Here is a 21,585-nt window from a genome sequence, read left to right as displayed (position 1 = left end):
TTAGAAATAACGAAAGTAGATATAGCGGATGGGAATACAAAACTACCAAATGCAGAGTTTACAATCTACAACGAACAAGGGAAAGAAGTAGTAAAAGGAAAAACAAATGAGCAAGGTGTAGCGAAATTCAAACTACCATACGGAAAGTATACGTATAAAGAAACAATAGCACCAAATGGATATGTAATAAATGAAGAGACATTTGCATTTGAGATAAAAGAGGATGGGCAAATTATTAAACATATCGTTCAAGATAAGAAAGTAGAAGGTGAGTTAGAAATAACGAAAGTAGATATAGCGGATGGGAATACAAAACTACCAAATGCAGAGTTTACAATCTACAACGAACAAGGGAAAGAAGTAGTAAAAGGAAAAACGGATGAAAAAGGTGTAGCGAAATTCAAACTACCATACGGAAAGTATACGTATAAAGAAACAATAGCACCAAATGGATATGTAATAAATGAAGAGACGTTCGCATTTGAAATAAAAGAGGATGGAGAAATTATTAAACATATTGTGAAAAATAAGAAAGAAGAAAAGGCATCGCTTCCTTCTAAGCCAAATAAGCCAACACCGAATGGAGAAGTGAAACCTTCAGCTGATGTGAAGCCGGTGCAACAACATAATACTCATAATGAAGTACGTTTACCAGCTACTGGCGGCGTCGGCAATGAATTTACGGTTTTATTTGTTCTAGGACTTGGTTTTATTATTGCAGGAGCTTATGTGTTAAAGATGAAAAATAGAAAAGAAATGTAGAAAAAAACGCCTTGTAATAGAGGCGTTTTTTTAGTATCTCAACTTCATCAACAAACTCTTAATTTCCTCATCTTCCATAAAGAGATCATGGTGTTTCTGGGTAATCTTTGCAAGTGCAACGTCATGATAGAAAAATTCTGTAAAGAACTTTACGAAAGGTTGTGACATTGTTTTCATTGCTTGCCATGACCCTTGCTCTACGCCAGCAAATAAAATTTCACGGTCGTCAACGATGAGCAGTAAGTATCGCTCTAGCGCGTTAGGCTCTTCGGCTGGGATTAGAAAATGCATGTTTTCTAAGTCTGTTTTTACTTTTCCAACTATAAGGGATTCGGTTTTGACGCCTTGTTTTGCTTTTTCTTCTAATAACGGAAGATATTCTAAAAGAGTATCATTCCAAGCTGAAATGCGAATTGATTCTTTTGCACTTTCGATGAGCTCTTTACTTTGAACGCGAATAGAAGATTGCATTTTTAAGCTCCACACACGGTCATCTGTAAATGATTTTTTCGATATAGTTGTCTCTAATTCTTTAATATTGGATTGAAATTCTGTCGTTAATTTTTCAATTGCTAGCTTGAGTGGTAATGCTGTATACATCTTTTTCTTCTCCGAAACAGAATCCATTACCATTCCTTTATCGATTAGACGTGCAAGCACTTCATATATTTTTGCTTTTGGCACGCCAGAATGCTTCACAATCGTTGTAGCATCTAATGGCTCGTTGCTTGATACGACAACTTCGTAAGCTTGGCTTTCATATTGTGAGAAACCGAATTTTTGTAACATAGTTACCTCCGAACGAATGAGATTATAGTTTAAGGATAATGAACTATTTGTTTTTGCACAAGTGGTAGTCAGTTTTCTAATTGTATTAAGGTGAGAATTAATTTCAATTTTTTAATTTTATCTATTATACTTAATATAATGATTAATAAGATTTGAATTCAATACGAAGGGGATGCTTGGGGGAAGATGTTAAGAAGTTTACGTTTAAAAATTGCGGTAGTATTTTCGGTACTTATTTCTATGATGTTCGTAATATTAGGTACAGCTATGTATCAATTACAGAAAGAGAAGGAAGTGCGCTCCTTAGACCAGTATTCTCAAAATACGATGGATCTTGTGACAGAGCAGTTAACTGCATTTATGCAGCGAATTGAAGAAGATATGGGTCATTATGGGAGTCATGATGATATTCAAAACATGTTACAAGATGGAGTTACTCCAGAAGAAGAGAGCTTTATTTTAAAAGAGTTTTCAAGGTTTAAAAAGAACCATCCTGATATTTTAGACGTATACATTGGAACGAAAGATAAAAAAACGTTGAGTGCAAATCTTGCTGACGGAGGAAAAGTACCAGAAGGGTATGATCCAACGAGTCGTCAGTGGTATAAAGCATCAGAATCTGATACAAAATCGATTATTTGGGGGCAACCACAATATGAAATTGCGACAGGTAAGTTAAGTATTGGGGTTTCAAAAGCTATTGTCGGACAGGATGGCTCTGTTTTAGGGGTAGTAGCAATGGATGTATCATTAGGAACAATTCAAAAGCTACTCCACAATATCCAATATAATAACGGCGGAGAAATGTTTATCGTAAATGATAAAAATATTGCCATTGTATACCCAGAGAAAGTAGGAAAAGATGTTTCAAAGGAACCACTTTTAAAAAGTTTGAATAAAGATGAAACAAAATTTGCGGTGACGACATTAGGCGGGAAAGATGTAGTAGCCTATAGTCAACTGTTTGATAAGATGAAATGGAAAATTGGGATTGTTTACCCGAAAGAAACGATTGATGGGCTATTACATAGTACGAGAAATACAGTCATTATAATGGCATGTATTAGCCTATTCGTTGGAATCGTAGCTTCATACTTGTTCTCACGAAGATTAGCAAGACCACTGCAATTATTAACGAATCACGTTCAAAAAGTAGCAGAAGGTGATTTAACGTTGCAAATGAAAGTGACAAGTAAGGATGAAGTTGGAGAACTGACGAACCATTTTAATCATATGGTTGAACAAATGAATGAAATGGTAAGCAAAATTAAAAATAGTGTATCAACCGTGCAACAATCAACGAATAATCTACATTATTTAACGAATGAAACTGTAGCAGCTAGTAAAGAAGTGTCAGGTGCAATGGATGACGTGAGCGGAGGAGCTTCTACGCTCGCTAATAGTGTAGATGAAGTTTCAGAGCAGCTCGAGAATATGGCGCAGTCAGTGGAACAAATGAATAACTCTGTTGGTGAAATAAAAGGTGTAGCTGGCAAAGCTGAAGAGGCATCTAAGCAAGGATTAAATACGATGCGTAATTTAGTTCGTACGAGAGAACAATCCTCTTCAATTGTTGTTCATACAGAGGAAGCATCTGGAAATTTAGAGCAAAGGGTTGGATCGATTCAAAATGTTGTAGAGCTTATAAAAGGTATTTCGGATCAAACGAATTTACTTGCTTTAAATGCTTCAATCGAGGCGGCACGTGCGGGTGAACAAGGTAAAGGCTTTGCTGTTGTTGCGGAAGAGGTTCGGAAATTAGCGGAACAATCAAAAGAAGCAACAGTAGAAATTGCGACGATGATTGGTGATGTACAAGTAGAGGTAAGACGAGTTGTAGAAGTTGTAAGTAAATTAAAAGATATTGCGGATATACAAAATAATGTTACGACAGAAGCAGAGGCGGAGTTCCGCACAATTATGTCAGTTGTTAATACCATCAGTACTTCAGTGGAACAAATTGTAGAAGAGGTACATAACATCGGTCACGAGCAAGGAGAAATTACAGCGGTAATGCATACAATTGCTGGTACGAGTCAAGAAAGTGCAGCTGTTTCGGAAGAAGTAAATGCTGCAACTGAATCACAAGTAAATCATCTAGAAAAGGTAGCTCATACGATGGAAAGCTTGACGGAGCATATGAGAGACTTAGAAAGATTAGTTGAGCAGTTTAAAATAGAGGAATAACAAATTAGTAAAATGATGCGTATTTCGGTAAAATAGAAAATGGATATATAAGAAGCAATTATAGGAGGAAGACTACTATGGCAATTGTTGACGTATCGATTATTCCAGTAGGAACAGGTAATCCAAGTGTGAGTGAATATGTAGCAGAAGTACAAAAGGTGCTAGAGAAAAATGCAGATCGCGTGAAGTATCAATTAACACCAATGAATACAATTATTGAAGGAGATCTTCCTGTCATTCTAGAAGTAATTCAACAAATGCATGAAGTTCCATATACGAAAGGTGCACAGCGCGTTGCAACAACAATTCGTATCGATGATCGTCGTGATAAAGTAAGCACAATGGAGAAAAAATTAAACTCTGTTCGATCAAAATTATAAAGAAAAGCAGCGATCTTCGCTGCTTTTTTCATATAGGAGGTAGATAAGATGAGTGAAAAGTTTAATGAACAGTTTGACGGGTTGTTAGAGAAATACACGGAACTATTACTTGGAGAGAGCAATGAAGAGAGAAAAGAACAGGTACAGAAGTGGGCACTGTATTCTTACATAGCGAAGACGATGCCGGCTTTAGTGAAGCACTGGAATGAGACTTATCCCGATGCGAAAGAAGAGATGGTGCAGTTAATTACACATATTAAAAGGCTGAATGAAGAAAAGAGAAATGAACAATAAAAAACTTGGGATAAATATAATCTCAAGTTTTCTGTATTAATATCCTCATATAATTTACATGGAATATAAAGGGTTTTATAAGCATGTCGAATATTTTCGACATGCTTATTTTGTGCCTAGTAAACTCCATTTTTCTAAATGTCGAAAAATATTTCAGACATATTTACAAGCGAGAATATAGGGTTTTAAATGTTTTTATAGTATTTTATAAATTATCTAAATAATTATTTGTATCCAATAATTTTAAACAATGATATAATTTCGAAGAGGGGTAAAAAACAGATAAATTAAGTCATAGGGGTGAATTACATGGAACAATTAATGCGAAATTCGTTTCTTTTCTTATCTAAAAATAAAGCGCTAACAAAACTGGCTAAAAAGTACGGTTTACGCTTTGGTGCAGGTCGCTTTGTCGCAGGGGAGACAATTGAATTAGCGACAGCAGCTATTAAACAATTGAACAAGCAAGGACTTTGTGTAACAATCGATTATTTAGGGGAATTCGTTGATAATGAAGCGGAAGCAAATGAAATGGCTAACCAATCGATTGAAGCAATCCGTGCAATTGGAAGAGAAGGTTTGGATTCGCAACTTTCTTTAAAGATGACTTCTATGGGATTAGATATCTCTGATGAAATCGTAATGAACAATATGCGCCGTATTTTAGAAGCGGCAAAAGAAAATGGTGTGTTCGTTACAATTGATATGGAAGATTATACACGCTGCGGAAAGACAATTGATATCTTTAAACAGTTAAAATCTGAGTACGATAATATTGGTACTGTTATTCAAGCTTACCTATATCGTACAGAAAAAGATATTGAAGACTTAAATGCTTATAATCCTAATTTACGTCTTGTAAAAGGGGCTTATAAAGAACCTGAAGAAGTGGCGTTCCCGGACAAGAAAGATGTAGATGACAATTATAAAAAGATTATTAAAATGCACTTATTAAATGGAAATTATACTGCAATTGCTTCACATGACGAAGCGATTATTGAATATACGAAAAAACTTGCCGAAGAACACAACATTCCAAGGGATCAATTTGAATTCCAGATGCTATATGGTATTCGTAATGAGCGTCAACTTGAGCTAGTAAAAGAAGGTTACAAAATGCGTGTTTACGTACCTTATGGAAACGACTGGTATGGCTACTTCATGCGTCGCCTAGCAGAGCGTCCAGCAAACGTTGCGTTCGTATTAAAAGGTATGGTTAAAAAATAACCAAGGAGTAAATACTCCTTGGTTATTTTAATTGCTGAAATGCGTAATGTGCCATTTTCTTCGTATCAGGATACAGTTGCTTGCGAGTAGAAGATAATACAACATTAATGACGCGTTTACCGTCTTTCTCATCCACTGTTACGACTGTATATTTTCCGAGTGCTGATAGACCGCTTTTACTTCCAATTGCATATGGATCGTCGTATAGTTCTTCTCGTCCATAGTTTGCGATGTTTGGAGAGCGTTCTGAAGTATGTAGAGTTGTACGCGTTGAATTCATATATTCTAAAACAACTGGGTATTTTAATGCTTCTTTCGTAATCATAGCAATGTCATATGGTGATACTTTGTTTCCTAATGCATCAGCACCACTTGCATTTTTGAAAGTCGCATGCTTTGTACCAAGTTCCTTCGCTCTAGCATTCATCATTTTTACAAATTCATTTTTTGATCCTGCAATATGTTCTGCGATGGATTCAGCTATTGGATCTGCACTAATGATAAGCATCAGTTTTAATGCCTCATCACGTTTTAACTTTTCCCCAGCACGAAGTTTAATTTTCTTACTTTGACTTTCTGTTTTAATTGCGTTTTCTGTAACTGTAATTTCTTCATCCTCTTTTACATTTTCTAGTAAAAGAAGGGTTGTCATCATTTTGGCTATACTAGCCGGATAAGAGCGTTCGTCTTCTCGTTTTCCATACAAAATTTCACCTGTGTCTGCATCGATTGTAATTCCGTATTGTCCAGTGATGCTAGGCTGATCGGCTCTTACAGCTTGTTGTCTTTGTGCATAAGAGAAGAAAATCATCCCTGTAAATAGTGTGGCAATCATTACAATCATAACTATTGTTCGTTTCATTATAATTCCCTCATTTGTTACAAATAAATTGGGCAGAAAAAGCAGCCATTAACCATTATGCCACGTTCTCTGCCCAAAAATATAGCGTTATTTTTCGCCCATATTATGCTTCTTATATTGTTGGTTATTACCTTGACGTCCTTTTTCTACGCCTCGATCAGTTGGTCCAGCGTTTCCTGTCACACTTGCTGCGCTAATTCCAGCCTTTGAAGGGTTCTTCTTAATTTTTGCCATATATATTCCTCCAGTTTCGTCAGATTATAAAAAGGGAAAGTGTATTTTAGTGAAGAAAATACATATATAGCATGGGCAAATAAAAGAAAAATATTTATTTCAGAAAATTTTATCAATAAATATATTGCGAAAATTTAAACAGTATCATATATTTATTAGTAGAGGCTCACTCATTGATTGCGACTTATGTCGAAAAATTGAATGAGCATTCATTCAAGAATAGGGGGAGAATTGGATGTTCCAAATTAAAAAGGCTGCTGTTCTAGGGTCAGGCGTAATGGGTTCAGGAATTGCGGCACACTTAGCTAATATTGGTATTCCGACATTATTGCTTGATATTGTACCACCTGCGCTTACGAAAGAAGAAGAGGCGAAGGGACTTACATTAGAACATAAAAGTGTGAGAAATCGTTTTAGTAATACGGCTGTGCAAAAACTATTAAAGCAAAAACCAGCTCCTCTGACAGTGAAAGGAAATTTAGCACTGATTGAAGCAGGTAACTTAGAAGATGATCTTGAGCGTTTAGCTGATGTAGATTGGATTATTGAAGTAGTAGTTGAAAACTTAGATATTAAAAAGAAACTATTTGAAAAAGTAGATGCTGTTCGTAAACCGGGTTCTATCGTAAGCTCGAATACGTCAGGCATTTCAGTTGAAAAAATGGCAGAAGGTCGTTCAGACGACTTCCAGAAACACTTCTTAGGCACACACTTTTTTAACCCACCACGATATTTAAAACTTCTAGAGGTAATACCGACGAAAGAAACTGATCCACAAGTATTAAGCTTCATGAAACTATTTGGCGAAGACGTTCTTGGAAAAGGCGTTGTTATCGCGAAAGACACACCAAACTTTATTGGAAACCGCATCGGTACGTACGGTTTACTTGTAACCCTTCAAGAGATGGTAAAACGCGGCTATAGCATTGGGGAAGTTGATTCTGTAACAGGCCCACTTATTGGTCGTCCGAAGAGTGCAACGTTCCGTACATTAGATGTTGTCGGTTTAGATACATTTGTACACGTTGCAAATAACGTATATGAAAACGTACAAGAAGAAGAGCGTGATGTATTTAAAGTACCAGCTTTCATGCATGACATGCTTGATAAAAAATGGCTTGGAAGCAAAACAGGTCAAGGCTTCTTCTTAAAACAAGGAAAAGAAATTTTAGAATTAAATCCAGAAACGATGGAGTACGAAGCTCGTAAAAAATTAAAAGCTGCATCGATCGAGTTAAGTAAACAAGAAAAAGGTTTATCGAATAAATTGAAAGCGCTTGTATATGCGAAAGACCGCGCAGGAGAGTTGTTATGGAACATCATCACACCAACTCTTTTATACTCTGCAAAACTTCATAAAGAAATTGCTGACGATATCGTTGCAATAGACCAAGCGATGAAGTGGGGCTTCAGCTGGGAGCAAGGACCGTTTGAGGTTTGGGATGCAATCGGCGTTGAAAAGTCCGTTCAAAAGATGGAAGAAAACGGCGTAGTTGTTCCGGCTTGGGTGAAAGAAATGTTAGAGAAAGGTTTCACTACTTTCTACAAACATGATAACGGAGATAGCTACTATTACGATAATGGCGAATATAAGCTAATCGAACGTAATAAAAAAGCAATTTCTCTTAAGCAATTAAAAGCGAAAAATGGCGTATTAAAGAAAAATAGCGGAGCGAGCTTAATCGATTTAGGCGACGGTATCCTTTGTTTAGAATTCCATTCGAAGAGCAATGCAATCGGTATGGATATTACGCAAATGATTAACTACGCTGTTGATGAAGTAGAAAAGAATTATAAAGGTCTTGTTATCGGTAACCAATCGAAGAACTTCTGCGTTGGTGCGAATCTAGCAATGATCTTAATGGAAGCACAAGACGACAACTACTTTGAAATTGAGTGGGTTGTGAAAAACTTCCAAGATGCAATGATGAAAATTAAATACTCTTCTAAGCCAGTTGTAGCAGCGCCATATGGTATGACGCTTGGCGGAGGTACAGAAGTTTGCTTACCAGCAGCGAGCATTCAAGCTTCTAGTGAAACGTATATGGGCTTAGTAGAAGTTGGTGTTGGCTTAATCCCTGGCGGAGGCGGTAATAAAGAGCTATACATTAAACACTTAAATAAAATGGCAAACGGCGTAGAGTTTGACTTGCAAAAAGTTGCAAATAAAGTGTTCGAAACAGTCGCGATGGCGAAAGTTTCAACTTCAGGACAAGAAGCGGTTTCTCATAACTTCTTAGGTGATAAAGACGGTATTAGTGTGAATGGTGATCACTTACTATACGATGCAAAACAGAAAGCACTTGCTTTATATGAAGCTGGTTACAAAGCACCGATTCGTAAAAAGATACCGGTTGTTGGTGAAACAGGATATGCAACTCTTGCACTTGGTGCAGAAGCAATGCATTTATCTGGTTACATTTCAGAGTACGACCTTCATATTGCGAAGAAACTTGCATATGTCATCGCAGGCGGAAAAGTGCCGTACGGAACAGAAGTTGATGAGCAGTATTTATTAGATGTAGAACGTGAAGCATTTATTAGCTTAGTCAGTGAGATGAAATCACAAGCAAGAATGCAGCACATGCTTGTAAAAGGAAAGCCATTACGTAACTAATAACGAGGGGAGATATCGTTCATGAGAGAAGCTGTCATTGTTGCGGGAGCAAGAACACCAATTGGAAAAGCAAAGAGGGGTTCATTAAAAACAGTTCGTCCTGACGATTTAGGGGCGTTAGTAGTAAAAGAAACGTTAAAGCGTGCGAATTATGAAGGACCAATCGATGATTTAATTTTCGGTTGTGCGATGCCAGAAGCAGAGCAAGGTTTAAATATGGCTCGTAATATCGGCGGATTAGCAGGACTTTCTTACGATGTTCCAGCTATTACAATTAACCGTTACTGTTCTTCAGGTTTACAAAGTATCGCTTACGGAGCAGAGCGCATTATGCTCGGTCACTCGGAAGCGGTATTATCAGGCGGAGCGGAATCAATGAGTTTAGTTCCAATGATGGGACACGTTGTTCGTCCAAATAGTCGCCTTGTAGAAGCAGCTCCAGAATATTATATGGGTATGGGACATACAGCGGAGCAAGTTGCTGTGAAATATGGAATTTCTCGTGAAGAGCAAGATGCATTTGCAGTAAGAAGTCATCAACGTGCTGCGAAAGCATTAGCTGCAGGAAACTTTGCTGATGAAACAGTATCTGTAGATGTAACGTTACGTACTGTTGGAGCAAATAACAAACTGCAAGAAGAAACAATTACTTTTGCGCAAGACGAAGGTGTAAGAGCAGAGACGACGCTAGATATTTTAGGTAAATTACGTCCAGCATTTAACGTTCGCGGTTCTGTAACAGCTGGTAACTCTTCACAAATGAGTGACGGCGCAGCATCTGTACTATTAATGGATCGTGAAAAAGCAGTGAGCGATGGCATGAAACCACTTGCGAAATTCCGTTCATTTGCAGTAGCTGGCGTACCACCAGAAGTGATGGGAATCGGCCCAATCGCTGCAATTCCAAAAGCGTTAAAATTAGCTGGTTTAGAGCTATCAGATATCGGTCTATTTGAACTAAATGAAGCATTCGCTTCTCAATCCATTCAAGTTATTCGTGAACTTGGATTAGATGAAGAAAAAGTAAACGTAAACGGCGGTGCAATCGCACTTGGACATCCACTTGGCTGTACAGGAGCAAAACTAACACTATCTCTTATTCACGAAATGAAACGCCGCAACGAACAATTCGGTATCGTAACAATGTGTATCGGCGGCGGAATGGGAGCAGCGGGAGTGTTTGAATTACTATAAAAAAGGTGCAGGTGGCTTGCTCAGAACAGGAGGGCGTTGGAAGCCCTGACGAAGAGGCGCTTTTTGCCTCACAGGAAGGGGTGAAACGACCGACTGTTCTAGCCGCTGGAACTGGATTATATAAAAAGGTGGAAGCGGCTCGTTCAGAATGTGAGGGGGATGGAGCTTCAGACGAAGAGGCGCTCTTTGCCTCGCAGGAAGAAGCGAAGCCACCGAACATTCTAGCCGCTGAAACTGGATTATAAAAAAATGGAAGTGGCTCGCTCACAACGAGACGCCGACAATGCAAAGAATGGAAGCAACAAAGGTTTATAAAAAATAAACGGGAGAGCCAGCTTCTTTCGAAATGAGAGAAGCGGCTTATGAAAATATGAAGGAGGAAATTTTCATGGAAAAAACAGTAGGAAATGCGGTTAAAGGCGGTAGCTTTTTAGTAGATGAGATTACGATTGATCAAGTGTTTACGCCAGAAGATTTTTCATCTGAGCATAAAATGATTGCAAAAACGACAGAGGACTTTATCGTAAATGAAGTTCTTCCAGAGCTTGAATATTTAGAGCAACATGAGTTTGATCGTTCTGTTCGTCTTTTAAAAGAAGCTGGTGAACTTGGTTTATTAGGCGCTGACGTACCAGAAGAGTACGGTGGAATTGGTCTTGATAAAGTAAGTTCAGCGTTAATCGCAGAGAAATTCTCTCGCGCTGGTGGCTTTGCAATTACTCACGGTGCTCACGTAGGTATCGGATCTTTACCAATCGTATTATTCGGTAACGAAGAGCAAAAGAAAAAGTATTTACCATTACTTGCAACTGGTGAAAAATTAGCTGCATACGCATTAACAGAGCCAGGTTCAGGATCTGACGCATTGGGTGCAAAAACAACTGCACGTTTAAATGCAGAAGGTACACATTACGTATTAAACGGTGAAAAACAGTGGATTACAAACTCTGCATTCGCTGACGTATTTATTGTATATGCAAAAATCGATGGAGAGCACTTCTCAGCATTTATCGTAGAGAAAGACTACGCTGGCGTATCTACAAGCCCAGAAGAAAAGAAAATGGGTATTAAATGTTCTTCAACTCGTACGTTAATTTTAGAAGATGCGTTAGTACCGAAAGAAAACTTACTTGGTGAAATCGGTAAAGGTCATATTATCGCATTCAACATTTTAAATATCGGTCGTTATAAATTAGGTGTTGGTACGGTTGGATCTGCGAAACGTGCAGTAGAAATTTCAGCACAATATGCAAACCAACGTCAACAGTTCAAACAACCAATTGCTCGCTTCCCATTAATTCAAGAGAAACTTGCGAATATGGCAGCGAAAACATATGCAGCTGAAAGCTCTGTATATCGTACAGTAGGTTTATTCGAAAGTCGTATGAGCACATTATCTGAAGAAGAAGTAAAAGACGGTAAAGCAGTAGCAGCTTCTATCGCTGAATATGCAATCGAGTGCTCTTTAAACAAAGTATTCGGTTCTGAAGTGTTAGACTATACAGTAGATGAAGGTGTTCAAATTCACGGTGGTTACGGATTTATGGCAGAGTACGAGATTGAAAGAATGTATCGTGATTCTCGCATTAACCGTATTTTTGAAGGGACGAACGAAATTAACCGCCTAATCGTACCAGGTACGTTCTTACGTAAAGCAATGAAAGGTGAATTACCACTTCTTCAAAAAGCACAAAAATTACAAGAAGAGTTAATGATGATGATGCCAGAAGAAGTAGGCGATGAGCCATTAGCACTTCAAAAGTATTTAGTAAATAACGCGAAGAAAATCGGCTTAATGGTAGCTGGATTAGCTGCTCAAAAATACGGTAAAGCATTAGATAAAGAGCAAGAAATTCTTGTGAATATCGCTGACATCGTAAGCAACCTATACGCAATGGAGTCAGCTGTTCTTCGTACAGAAAAAGCAATTAAAACAACTGGTCTTGAAAAGAATAAACAAAAAGTGTTATACACTGAAGTATTCTGCCAAGAAGCATTCAACGAAATCGAAGCACATGCGAAAGAAACACTTATCGCAGTTGAAAACGGCGACATGTTACGCATGATGTTATCATCATTACGTAAATTAACTCGCCACACACCACTTAACGTAATTCCGAAGAAACGTGAAATTGCTGCGAAAATTTTAGAAGATGAGCGTTATACAGTTTAATACCTTTAAAGAACAGTAGTCGTTTATACGGCTACTGTTCTTTTTTTCTGAAAAAATGAAATTTTTAGTGGCATAAAACTAATGCCATTAGTATAATAAAACTAATGGTATTAGTTTTTGTGAAGAGGGAGATGGGAATATGAGAATGATGCATGAAAAAACGGTATATCAATTGTCATTTTTGCCAAGAGTGTTTCCTGTGAATTGTTACTTTGTGGAGGAAGAAGATGGTTTAACTTTAATTGATGCTGCTTTACCATATAGCGCAAAAGGAATTTTACAGGCGGCTGAGAAAATAGGAAAACCAATTACGAATATTGTATTAACACATGCGCATGATGATCACATCGGTGCATTAGACGCATTAAAGGAAGTACTTCCTTATGTTCCAGTCTACATTTCTAAGCGGGACGCAAAGCTGTTAGAAGGAGATACGACGTTACAAAAGGATGAACCAAATACGCCAATAAAAGGCGGTGTACCTAAAAAGATAAAAACGGTACCTGATATTTTATTAGAAGATGGTGACCGAGTTGGATCGCTGCTTGCTATTATGACACCGGGACATACACCGGGCTCCATGTCGTTTCTTGATATAAGAAATAAAGCTCTTATTGTTGGGGATGCATTTCAAACAAGAGGAGGTACGGCTGTTTCGGGACAAATGAAATTTTGGTTTCCGTTTCCTGCAATGGCAACGTGGAGCAAAGAAATATCATTACAAAGTGCAGAGAAGCTAAGAGAATATGAGCCTTCCTTACTTGCGGCAGGACATGGGAAAATGATAAAGGATCCAGGTGCTATTATAGAGCTTGCTATTAAGGGAGCGAAGCGAAATATAGAAAGTAAGAAAGAAGGTTAATTTATGTCACCGAGAATCGGACTTACATTACCGAAAATTGTAGAAACAGCGGCAGAAATTGCAGATGCAAGTGGAATACAAGAAGTAACGTTAGCTTCATTAGCACAAAGGTTAGGGATACGTTCTCCTTCACTATATAATCATGTAAAAGGGTTACAAGATGTACGGAAAAATCTTGGTATTTACGGAATCAAGCAGCTGCATAACAAGCTGGAAGAAGCGGCAGAGGATAAACATATGGATGAAGCAATTCATGCATTAGGGAAAGCGTATGTAGCATTTGTCCGAAAACATCCTGGACTGTATGAAGCAACTTTTTTACGAGATGAAGAAGTAAGAAAAGCAGGTGACGGAATTGTAAAGCTTTGTCTGCAGGTTTTACAACAGTACGGCTTAGAAGGAGAGAATGCACTTCATGCGACACGTGGATTCAGAAGTATTTGTCATGGATTTGCGTCGATTGAAAAGCAGGGAGGATTTGGTTTGCCGTTAGATTTAGATATAAGTTTACATGTATTGTTGGAAACGTTTATTAAAGGATTACGTGGAATGAAAGAGTGAATAAGAAGCGAGACAAGATGAATGTGTTGCTGATCATGCTTTTTGTATAGTAGGATGCGGTTTGCTGGAGGCACAATGACAAAAGGATGTGAAGTGAAATGTTTGCAGGACATTTTGGCTTAGCGGCAGTAGTAAAAGCTAAATCACCTAAACTACCACTTTGGGCTCTTATGGTAAGCACACAATTGTTGGATGTCATTTTTTTGCCGCTGTATATTTTAGGAGTAGAGACAATTGAACCTATTAATAGGAATAGTTATGGTGAAGCAATCATTCATGCGGATTATACACATTCTTTAATAGGAGCACTGTTTATTGCTTTTGTTGCAGGAATAGTAGGTATGAGATTTTGGGGCAAGCGGAGTGGCTTTGTTATTGGAGCTGTAGTTTTTAGTCATTGGATTCTTGATTTACTTGTACATCGTTTTGATTTGCCATTACTACCGGGGAATTTTGGAGATTTACCTATGCTTGGTTTTGGATTGTGGAGATTTCCGGCTATTAGTATCATATTGGAATGTATTCTTATTGTTATAGGTAGTATATTATACTTCCGTTTTATCGTTTCAAGTGCGGGCGCACAAAAGAAGTTTATAGCACGATTAACTGGCGGATTAGTAGTTGTATTATTAATTCTTTCGTTACTTATTAGTATGGTGTCTTGAATATGGATAGCCGGAAACCTTAGAAGCGATTCTAAGGTTTTTTAGTGCGTATGAGTCCAAAAGATTAGATGAGAAAGAGCCTCTAGTGGTTTAGAGGCTTTTTCTTGTTAAATGATATTATTTTGCAGGTTTGAAAAATGTATATATTGCTAAGAAAAAGCAAACGAAACCGAATACGAAGGGATCTTGATAGGGACTAGGCTCAGAGCCTTTCTGGATTTCTGTAAGGAAGTCATGTGTTTTCATGTTCATTGCTCCTTTAACTAATAAGTTTTATATGATGCGAGGGTTATGGTGAATAGGAAGTGTTTTTTGAAATTTCATATAATAATTATTGCATAGCAATTCTATTCCTAAAACTATAAAATATAAAGTTTTTATAATATGTAAAATTGCATATTATTCTTTTTGTAAATTTTTTATATTATCTTTATATTTAAATTAAAGGATTTTAATGATATAAATGAGAATAACTGGAGGGATACTGTGAGTAAAACAGTGTTAGAAGCGTATAGTGCAGAAAGAAAAATAGAGAATATAACATATAAAAATCTATTTGTAATGATAGCAATGATTATAGGGATTTCGCTCCTAGGAGGATTATTTCTTGGTTTAGCCTTTGAGATTTATGGAGAAGAAGCATTAAGTACTAAATTAGAAGGATATTATTTACTTTTATTCGATGCAATTGTTGTTGCTATCGTTTTATTAGCTTATAAACCAGTTCTTCATTTTATTAAATACATTTGGGATGTATCCGTTTTGAAGAATGGGAAGACATATTTATATCTATTAATTGGCTTTATTATCATTGCAGTATCACAATATTTAATGTTACATGTATTTAGTTTTGAAAGTGCAGCAGAACAAAAGGAACAGTTAGGGAGTTTAGGGCTTCAAAATAGCATACAAAGTATTATATATGTGTTAAGTGTTGCTATCATTACACCGGTTAAAGAAGAAATTCTATTTCGAGGTATTTTATATCGATTTTTAGAAAAGAGATATAATTTTTTAGTTAGTATCATGATTTCTTCCTTCGTTTTTGGAATTCTTCATGGAGGTCTTCTAATTACGGCAACGATTATGGGAATGGTATTTGCAATGTTATACAAAAAGACACAATCTATTATACCTAGTATTATTTTACATATTGTATGGAACTTACTTGTGAGTATAAGTATGATTGTATCTCTATAAAAATAAATACATAACCAGTATAAAAGATGAATGGCTTAGCTATTCATCTTTTATTTTGTATGCACGTGAAAAAGTTAATTTATGTATACAATCAAAAAATAGCTAAATACTAACAGTGAACGAATAAAGAAAGGTAGGGGTACTCCATGCAAAACTTAACAGAGCTTGAAGTAGAAAACTTACGTCATTTAATTGGTGGACACGCAACAATTATTAACAAGTTGGAGCAGTATGCACAGACGTGTACGGATCCACAACTGAAACAAATGCTACAAAAAGATGCGCAAGATGCACGAAATACGAAGCAACAATTAATGACTTTCCTAGGATAGGAGGAAGCGGAACATGAATGAAAAAGATATGGTAAATGATTATTTAGCAGGATTAAATGCAAGTTTAACAAGTTATGCAAATTATATTGCTCAGTCTGATAATGAACAGTTACACCAAACGTTAATCCAAATTCGTAATCAAGATGAAATGCGCCAACGTAATATGTATGAGTATGCAAAGCAAAAGAGTTATTACAAACCGGCAGCACCTGCAAATCCGATGATTGTACAGCAATTAAAAAGCCAATTAAGTGCGGAATAACAGAAAAAAGAAAACGAGCGAATCTATTCGCTCGTTTTCTTTTTGTATATGTCAATAAATATATAATAAATATTTTTCCGGTTGTAACAAATATGACGAAAATGGAATATAACAATTCACAAAAAGGACAAAAACTTTGCTCAATATTTCACAAAGTATCCATGGTTTCTATCGTGGGAACCTCTATAATTAGGAGTGTAAGGAACAAAAGAAATAGATTATATGATCAATTAGGAGAGATTGCTATGAAAAGACATACAAGAAAAATTGCAATTATCGGTACTGGATTAGTTGGATCAAGTTGTGCATATTCCATTGTCAATCAAGGCATTTGCGAAGAGCTATTATTAATTGATATAAATCATGAACGTGCAGTTGGGGAAGCAATGGATTTATCACACTGCATTAACTTTACAAATACAAGAACAAAAGTATATGCAGGAAGCTATGAAGACTGCAAAGATATGGACATCGTTATTATTACAGCAGGACCAGCACCAAAGCCAGGACAAAGTCGCTTAGATACTTTAGGAGCGAGTGCAAAGATTATGGAAAGTGTTGTTGGCGGCGTAATGGAAAGTGGATTTGATGGTATTTTCTTACTTGCATCAAACCCAGTTGATATTATTACATATCAAGTGTGGAAATTATCTGGATTACCTAGAAATCGTGTGATCGGTACTGGTACATCACTAGATTCTTCTCGCTTACGAACAATTTTATCTGAAATGTTACATGTAGATCCTCGTAGTATTCATGGGTATTCATTAGGAGAACATGGTGATTCTCAAATGGTTGCTTGGTCACACGTAACTGTTGGTGGAAAACCAATTCTGCAAATATTAGAAGAACAAAAAGAACGATTTGGTGAAATAGATTTAGATGAAATCGTTGAGAAGACTGCAAAAGCCGGATGGGAAATTTATAAACGAAAAGGTACTACTTATTACGGAATCGGAAATTCTCTAGCATATATTGCAAACTCAATCTTTAACGATGATCACCGTGTAATTGCTGTATCAGCCATTTTAGATGGTGAGTATGGTGAATATGATATTTGTACAGGAGTACCAGCTATTATTACTAGAGATGGTATAAGAGAAATTGTAGAACTAAATTTAACAGAGGATGAAGAATCTCGATTCGCAAAATCAAACGATATTTTACGTGATTATATGAAAACAATTGGTTACTAACTTATAGGAGAAGGTGAAACAAATGAAGGAATATATAATGTCTCGTGTATTTAAAGCATCAGCTGGAATCGCACAAGGTATTTTCGTATCCCTTGGAATTGGTTTACTAATCGAAAATATAGGAAGAATTGTTGATATTCCGTTGCTTATTACAATCGGAGTTGTTGCAAAATCACTTATGGCACCAGCCATTGGGGCGGGAATTGCTTTTATGCTCGGTGCAAACGGACTTGTAATCTTCTCGGCTATGGTAGCTGGAGCGATTGGTGCCGGATCCATTTCCATTACTGAAGCAGGTCTAATTATTAAAACAGGTGAACCAATCGGTGCATTATTAACAGCGACTTTAGCTGTATATATTGGCAAACGTTTAAGTGGAAAAACTGCGTTAGATATGATGCTCGTTCCATTTGCGGCAATATTAGGTTCTGGTTTAGTAGGTATTTGGTTATCTCATAATATCACTCCTGTTTTAAATGCAGTTGGAGCTTTCATTAAAGATAGTTCAGCTGGTAGCCCGTTTATCGCTTCTATCGTCATTGCAGTTGTTTGGGGACTATTACTTATCTCTCCAGCTTCATCAGCTGCGCTAGCGATCGCACTTAGCTTAGACGGTGTTGCAGGTGGTGCTGCTCTTGCAGGCTGCGTTGCTCAGTTTATCGGATTCTCTGTCATCTCTGCGAAAGAAAATAATTTAGGTGGTATATTAGCTCAAGCTCTTTGTACTCCGAAAGTGCAGCTGCCAAATATCACTAAAAATCCAATGATTCTCGTCCCAACTGTCGTCGCCAGTGCAATAGTTGGTCCAGTATCCGCATTAATTTTCCAACTGGAAGCAGGAAAAGAAATTGCAGGTCTTGGATTAAGTTCTCTTATCGCACCAATTAATTTAATTTCCAGCGAAGGATGGGAAGTTGTCCCGGCGATGGTAATCACTTATATTGTCATTCCAGTAGCTGTTTCTTATATACTTTACATTGCTCTTAAAAAAGCAGGTCGTATTCACTCTGGTGATATGACTGTACCGCAATCTTAACTTAAAAATCTCCTTTTATATAGAGAAAAGCAGACTGAGAAGCCACAGTCTGCTTTTTACATTTTATGATTTTGTTTTATTGGAACACGTACGGTTTCTTTTGCTAATAACAGCTGAACGCCGAAGTAAAGTATGCTTGCAAGCGTCATTCCAGAAATGGCGTCTACAAATGCGTGTTGCTTCGTAAATAGCGTTGATAAAATAATAAGCGTACCGAAGAAGGTAAGAATGTAATATTCAAAAGCATGTTGTTCTCTACGTCTAAAGGCAGCTAACATAATGATAAAGGTAGTAAGAACGTGAATGCTAGGGAAACAGTTCACCGGTTGATCGATACTATAAATATAGCGAACTAATTCGGAAAATACATCTGTTCCAACGACTGTTGGACGTGGTACAGTTGTTTGCCAAAAGTAATAAATGGAAAAACAAGCAAGTTTTCCAAGAATGATACTACTTAAAGTGACATAATATTGTTTTCGATCTGCAAAGCAGTAATAAATAAGTGCGCCGTATAAGTAAGGAAACCAAAGTAAATAAGGAATAATAAATGCTTTCACAAATGGAATCCAATCATCTACTACAGTTGTGACATCTACTGCGTGAACAGCCGATTTATTTAATACATCGTAAAGGGGACTTACGAATACGAGTAGAAGTATATAACTTAACGGAAGAAAAGATGAAAGTTTAAATTTCTTCATGATAATCTCCTATGTTTAGTAATGTAAGTAAATTCAATTGATTATAATATAGAAACGTAATTTGGGCTATCGATTTTGCTTACATTTTCTTGAATGAACCTTACGTTTTTGTCACTTGACTGAAAAGAAGGGGAGGGTGCTGAATGAAGCGTTTATCGTATTTCTTAGTTTTTATATTGATATGCCTAGCGAGTGCTGGGTGTGCAAAGGATAAAGAAGGAGAGAAATTAGAATATAACGGAAGAGCACTCGTAATTGGAGTTGTTGGAGAAAAACCGAAAGATACGTTTAGGAATGTAAAGTTTGAGGAAATGAAGTTAGAGGAACTGGAAAAGAAATCTAAGGAAGTAGATGGTTTTCTAATAATGAAAGATCACTTTCAAGAAGCCTCAACAAATCAGTATAAAAATGTATTTTCATCACTAAAGAAACCAGTATTTTTTATCGGTTTACAAGATAAATCATATTCGATTTTTATTACAAAAGGGATAGAGTATAACAGTGCCCGAAAAGATGTAAATGCGATGTATACGCAAGGGTTTGCAAATATCGGAAGTGGTGAAGGACAACAATGGGCAGTTGGTTTATCTAATGGCGGAAATACAGAAGAAAGTATTCATAATATGTATATCGTCGTATTTCAAACAATTGCAGATTATTTGAATAGATAATGAAGGAGCCTGCAAAAGAGGCTTCTTATTTTTTTAATCAAACGTTTGTTTAAGATGTATGTTCGGTAGGAAGAAATTGATGTAGCTAAAGGGTGAACAAGGGAAAATAGGAATTTAATCAAACGTTTGTTTAACATATATGTTCGGTAGAAAGAAAACGATGTAGCTAAAAGAGTGAACAAAGAAAAATAGTGAGTTAATCAAACGTTTGTTTAACATATATGTTCGATACAGAATGAGAGAAAAATCTAAAAAAATATATATTTATTTTTTCTTAACAAATGGCGGAAAAATAAGAAAAATTTGCAGGATTATTAAAAATTATCACGAAATAAGTAAAAGTTTAGCGAATAATCGTTTGAAATAATAAAACGTTTTCTATATGATAAAGGTAAAGGTTAGTAAAAAAGTAGGTGAATTTATGACAGTAACATTTTATTCATATCCAAAGTGTGGCACATGTCAAAAAGCAAAGAAATGGTTTGAGGCAAACGATGTAGCATATGAGATGATTCATATTGTTGAAAATCCACCATCAAAAGAAGATTTACGTAATTTACATGAAAAAAGTGAATTACCATTAAAAAAATTCTTTAATACAAGTGGAATGCGTTACCGTGAACTTGGTCTGAAAGATAAGTTAAAAGATGCAAGTGAAGACGAAATGTACGAGCTTTTAGCATCTGATGGCATGTTGATTAAACGTCCAATTGTAACAGATGGAACGAAGGTAACACTTGGTTTTAACGAAGAGCAGTTTGAAAGTGTGTGGAAAAAGTACCAATAAGGTATTTTTACATAATTAATACATTCACTGGAGGTACAGTCATGAGCATTCCAAATAATTTACGTTACTCTGAAGAACACGAATGGGTAAAAACTGAAGGTAATGAAGTTGTTATCGGTATTACTCACTTTGCACAAAGTGAGCTAGGCGATATCGTATTCGTTGAACTTCCTGAAGTAGGTGCAACAATCGAAGCTGACGAGCCATTCGGAAGCGTAGAATCTGTTAAAACAGTTTCTGAATTATACGCACCTGTAAGCGGTAAAGTTGTAGCAGTAAACGAAGAATTAAGTGACCAACCAGAACTTGTTAACGAATCTCCATACGAGGGTGCATGGATGGTTAAAGTTGAACTTTCTGATGCAAGCCAAGTTGAAAAGTTATTAACTGCTGAAAAATATGCAGAAATGACAAACCAAGACTAATTATAGTCGAATGAAGGACAGCCTTTGTGCTGTCCTTTTTTATTTTATGTAAAATAATGAACGTAGAATCATATACTAATTATCGTGTGGAAGAACGTTTTTTGAAAAAATTTTTGTTTTTTTATTGTCTAGCTCCAGTGGCTAGATTGTTCGGTGGCTGCACTT

Annotated in this window: 24 protein-coding genes; 20 read left to right on the top strand and 4 right to left on the bottom strand. The window is 36.6% G+C overall.

Translation table 11 applies throughout. The features are described from left to right. Positions 1 to 762 (top strand): LPXTG cell wall anchor domain-containing protein (locus tag MR147_RS22695; protein ID WP_277930835.1); only part of this gene is annotated, 762 nt, incomplete at its 5' end. Positions 763 to 792: 30 nt separating this feature from the next. Here MR147_RS22695 and MR147_RS22690 read toward each other — a convergent pair. Further along, positions 793 to 1,551 (bottom strand): TrmB family transcriptional regulator, encoded by a 759-nt coding sequence (locus MR147_RS22690; RefSeq protein WP_074606440.1) that lies wholly within the window; start codon positions 1,549 to 1,551, stop codon positions 793 to 795. A 186-nt stretch (positions 1,552 to 1,737) separates the two neighbouring features. Here MR147_RS22690 and MR147_RS22685 point away from each other — a divergent pair, with 186 nt between their 5' ends. The 4 genes from MR147_RS22685 to MR147_RS22670 all read left to right on the top strand — a co-directional run bounded on the left by MR147_RS22685 (position 1,738) and on the right by MR147_RS22670 (position 5,639). Further along, positions 1,738 to 3,738, top strand: a complete 2,001-nt coding sequence (locus tag MR147_RS22685) for a methyl-accepting chemotaxis protein (protein ID WP_074606438.1) — start codon at positions 1,738 to 1,740, stop codon at positions 3,736 to 3,738. A gap of 77 nt (positions 3,739 to 3,815) precedes the next feature. Next, positions 3,816 to 4,118: an MTH1187 family thiamine-binding protein gene (locus MR147_RS22680; RefSeq protein WP_001018860.1), complete on the top strand. Its 303-nt coding sequence runs from the start codon at positions 3,816 to 3,818 to the stop codon at positions 4,116 to 4,118. Between the two features lie 48 nt (positions 4,119 to 4,166). Further along, positions 4,167 to 4,412 (top strand): YusU family protein, encoded by a 246-nt coding sequence (locus tag MR147_RS22675; protein WP_001290596.1) that lies wholly within the window; start codon positions 4,167 to 4,169, stop codon positions 4,410 to 4,412. A 309-nt stretch (positions 4,413 to 4,721) separates the two neighbouring features. After that, positions 4,722 to 5,639 carry a proline dehydrogenase family protein gene (locus MR147_RS22670; RefSeq protein ID WP_000436772.1) on the top strand — a complete coding sequence of 306 codons (918 nt, stop codon included), beginning with the start codon at positions 4,722 to 4,724 and terminating at the stop codon, positions 5,637 to 5,639. 22 nt (positions 5,640 to 5,661) lie between these two features. Here MR147_RS22670 and MR147_RS22665 read toward each other — a convergent pair whose 3' ends face one another. Further along, positions 5,662 to 6,501 (bottom strand): D-alanyl-D-alanine carboxypeptidase family protein, encoded by an 840-nt coding sequence (locus MR147_RS22665; RefSeq protein WP_000831474.1) that lies wholly within the window; start codon positions 6,499 to 6,501, stop codon positions 5,662 to 5,664. A gap of 87 nt (positions 6,502 to 6,588) precedes the next feature. Beyond that, positions 6,589 to 6,735: a YuzL family protein gene (locus MR147_RS22660; protein WP_087968598.1), complete on the bottom strand. Its 147-nt coding sequence runs from the start codon at positions 6,733 to 6,735 to the stop codon at positions 6,589 to 6,591. A gap of 235 nt (positions 6,736 to 6,970) precedes the next feature. Here MR147_RS22660 and MR147_RS22655 point away from each other — a divergent pair, with 235 nt between their 5' ends. The 12 genes from MR147_RS22655 to MR147_RS22600 all read left to right on the top strand — a co-directional run bounded on the left by MR147_RS22655 (position 6,971) and on the right by MR147_RS22600 (position 18,833). Beyond that, complete coding sequence (locus MR147_RS22655) at positions 6,971 to 9,352, top strand: 3-hydroxyacyl-CoA dehydrogenase/enoyl-CoA hydratase family protein (RefSeq protein WP_242304767.1); 2,382 nt, start codon at positions 6,971 to 6,973, stop codon at positions 9,350 to 9,352. A 21-nt stretch (positions 9,353 to 9,373) separates the two neighbouring features. Then, positions 9,374 to 10,546 carry an acetyl-CoA C-acetyltransferase gene (locus MR147_RS22650; RefSeq protein ID WP_001206335.1) on the top strand — a complete coding sequence of 391 codons (1,173 nt, stop codon included), beginning with the start codon at positions 9,374 to 9,376 and terminating at the stop codon, positions 10,544 to 10,546. An 11-nt stretch (positions 10,547 to 10,557) separates the two neighbouring features. Then, positions 10,558 to 10,791: a hypothetical protein gene (locus tag MR147_RS22645; protein WP_242304766.1), complete on the top strand. Its 234-nt coding sequence runs from the start codon at positions 10,558 to 10,560 to the stop codon at positions 10,789 to 10,791. Between the two features lie 143 nt (positions 10,792 to 10,934). Further along, on the top strand, positions 10,935 to 12,719 hold the full coding sequence (locus MR147_RS22640) for an acyl-CoA dehydrogenase family protein (protein ID WP_000416279.1): 1,785 nt from the start codon (positions 10,935 to 10,937) through the stop codon (positions 12,717 to 12,719). A 139-nt stretch (positions 12,720 to 12,858) separates the two neighbouring features. Beyond that, positions 12,859 to 13,581: an MBL fold metallo-hydrolase gene (locus tag MR147_RS22635; protein ID WP_242304765.1), complete on the top strand. Its 723-nt coding sequence runs from the start codon at positions 12,859 to 12,861 to the stop codon at positions 13,579 to 13,581. A 3-nt stretch (positions 13,582 to 13,584) separates the two neighbouring features. Further along, positions 13,585 to 14,142 carry a TetR/AcrR family transcriptional regulator gene (locus MR147_RS22630; protein WP_242304764.1) on the top strand — a complete coding sequence of 186 codons (558 nt, stop codon included), beginning with the start codon at positions 13,585 to 13,587 and terminating at the stop codon, positions 14,140 to 14,142. Positions 14,143 to 14,240: 98 nt separating this feature from the next. Next, the gene (locus MR147_RS22625) at positions 14,241 to 14,807 is read left to right on the top strand and encodes a permease (protein WP_242304763.1); all 567 of its coding nucleotides are present in this window, start codon (positions 14,241 to 14,243) and stop codon (positions 14,805 to 14,807) included. Positions 14,808 to 15,293: 486 nt separating this feature from the next. Then, entirely contained in the window at positions 15,294 to 16,007 is a 714-nt protein-coding gene (locus tag MR147_RS22620; RefSeq protein ID WP_242304762.1) for a CPBP family intramembrane glutamic endopeptidase, read from the top strand. Positions 16,008 to 16,153: 146 nt separating this feature from the next. Then, positions 16,154 to 16,339, top strand: a complete 186-nt coding sequence (locus MR147_RS22615) for a hypothetical protein (protein ID WP_001180555.1) — start codon at positions 16,154 to 16,156, stop codon at positions 16,337 to 16,339. 13 nt (positions 16,340 to 16,352) lie between these two features. Beyond that, a complete protein-coding gene (locus MR147_RS22610; protein WP_001002987.1) occupies positions 16,353 to 16,601 on the top strand; it encodes a spore coat protein in 249 nt (82 codons plus the stop codon). Positions 16,602 to 16,846: 245 nt separating this feature from the next. Further along, the gene (locus MR147_RS22605; protein ID WP_000820657.1) at positions 16,847 to 17,797 is read left to right on the top strand and encodes an L-lactate dehydrogenase; all 951 of its coding nucleotides are present in this window, start codon (positions 16,847 to 16,849) and stop codon (positions 17,795 to 17,797) included. Positions 17,798 to 17,819: 22 nt separating this feature from the next. Then, entirely contained in the window at positions 17,820 to 18,833 is a 1,014-nt protein-coding gene (locus tag MR147_RS22600) for a PTS sugar transporter subunit IIC (RefSeq protein ID WP_000666170.1), read from the top strand. A gap of 56 nt (positions 18,834 to 18,889) precedes the next feature. Here MR147_RS22600 and MR147_RS22595 read toward each other — a convergent pair whose 3' ends face one another. Next, a complete protein-coding gene (locus MR147_RS22595; protein WP_242304761.1) occupies positions 18,890 to 19,537 on the bottom strand; it encodes a phosphatase PAP2 family protein in 648 nt (215 codons plus the stop codon). A gap of 143 nt (positions 19,538 to 19,680) precedes the next feature. On the opposite strand from MR147_RS22595, the gene MR147_RS22590 reads away from it, so the two are divergent. From MR147_RS22590 to gcvH, 3 genes are all read left to right on the top strand, one after another. Further along, positions 19,681 to 20,208, top strand: a complete 528-nt coding sequence (locus tag MR147_RS22590) for a hypothetical protein (RefSeq protein ID WP_074606427.1) — start codon at positions 19,681 to 19,683, stop codon at positions 20,206 to 20,208. A 421-nt stretch (positions 20,209 to 20,629) separates the two neighbouring features. Next, a complete protein-coding gene (locus MR147_RS22585; protein WP_000218967.1) occupies positions 20,630 to 20,995 on the top strand; it encodes an arsenate reductase family protein in 366 nt (121 codons plus the stop codon). Positions 20,996 to 21,036: 41 nt separating this feature from the next. After that, the gene (gene gcvH, locus MR147_RS22580; protein ID WP_000026900.1) at positions 21,037 to 21,420 is read left to right on the top strand and encodes a glycine cleavage system protein GcvH; all 384 of its coding nucleotides are present in this window, start codon (positions 21,037 to 21,039) and stop codon (positions 21,418 to 21,420) included. Positions 21,421 to 21,585 lie beyond the last annotated feature (165 nt).

Origin of the sequence: Bacillus cereus group sp. BfR-BA-01350 (assembly GCF_022663775.1) — a bacterium.
In the GTDB taxonomy this organism is placed as follows: domain Bacteria; phylum Bacillota; class Bacilli; order Bacillales; family Bacillaceae_G; genus Bacillus_A; species Bacillus_A paranthracis.
The sequence above is the reverse complement of the archived record's forward strand: the minus strand, read 5'-3'. Positions and strand labels throughout refer to the sequence as shown.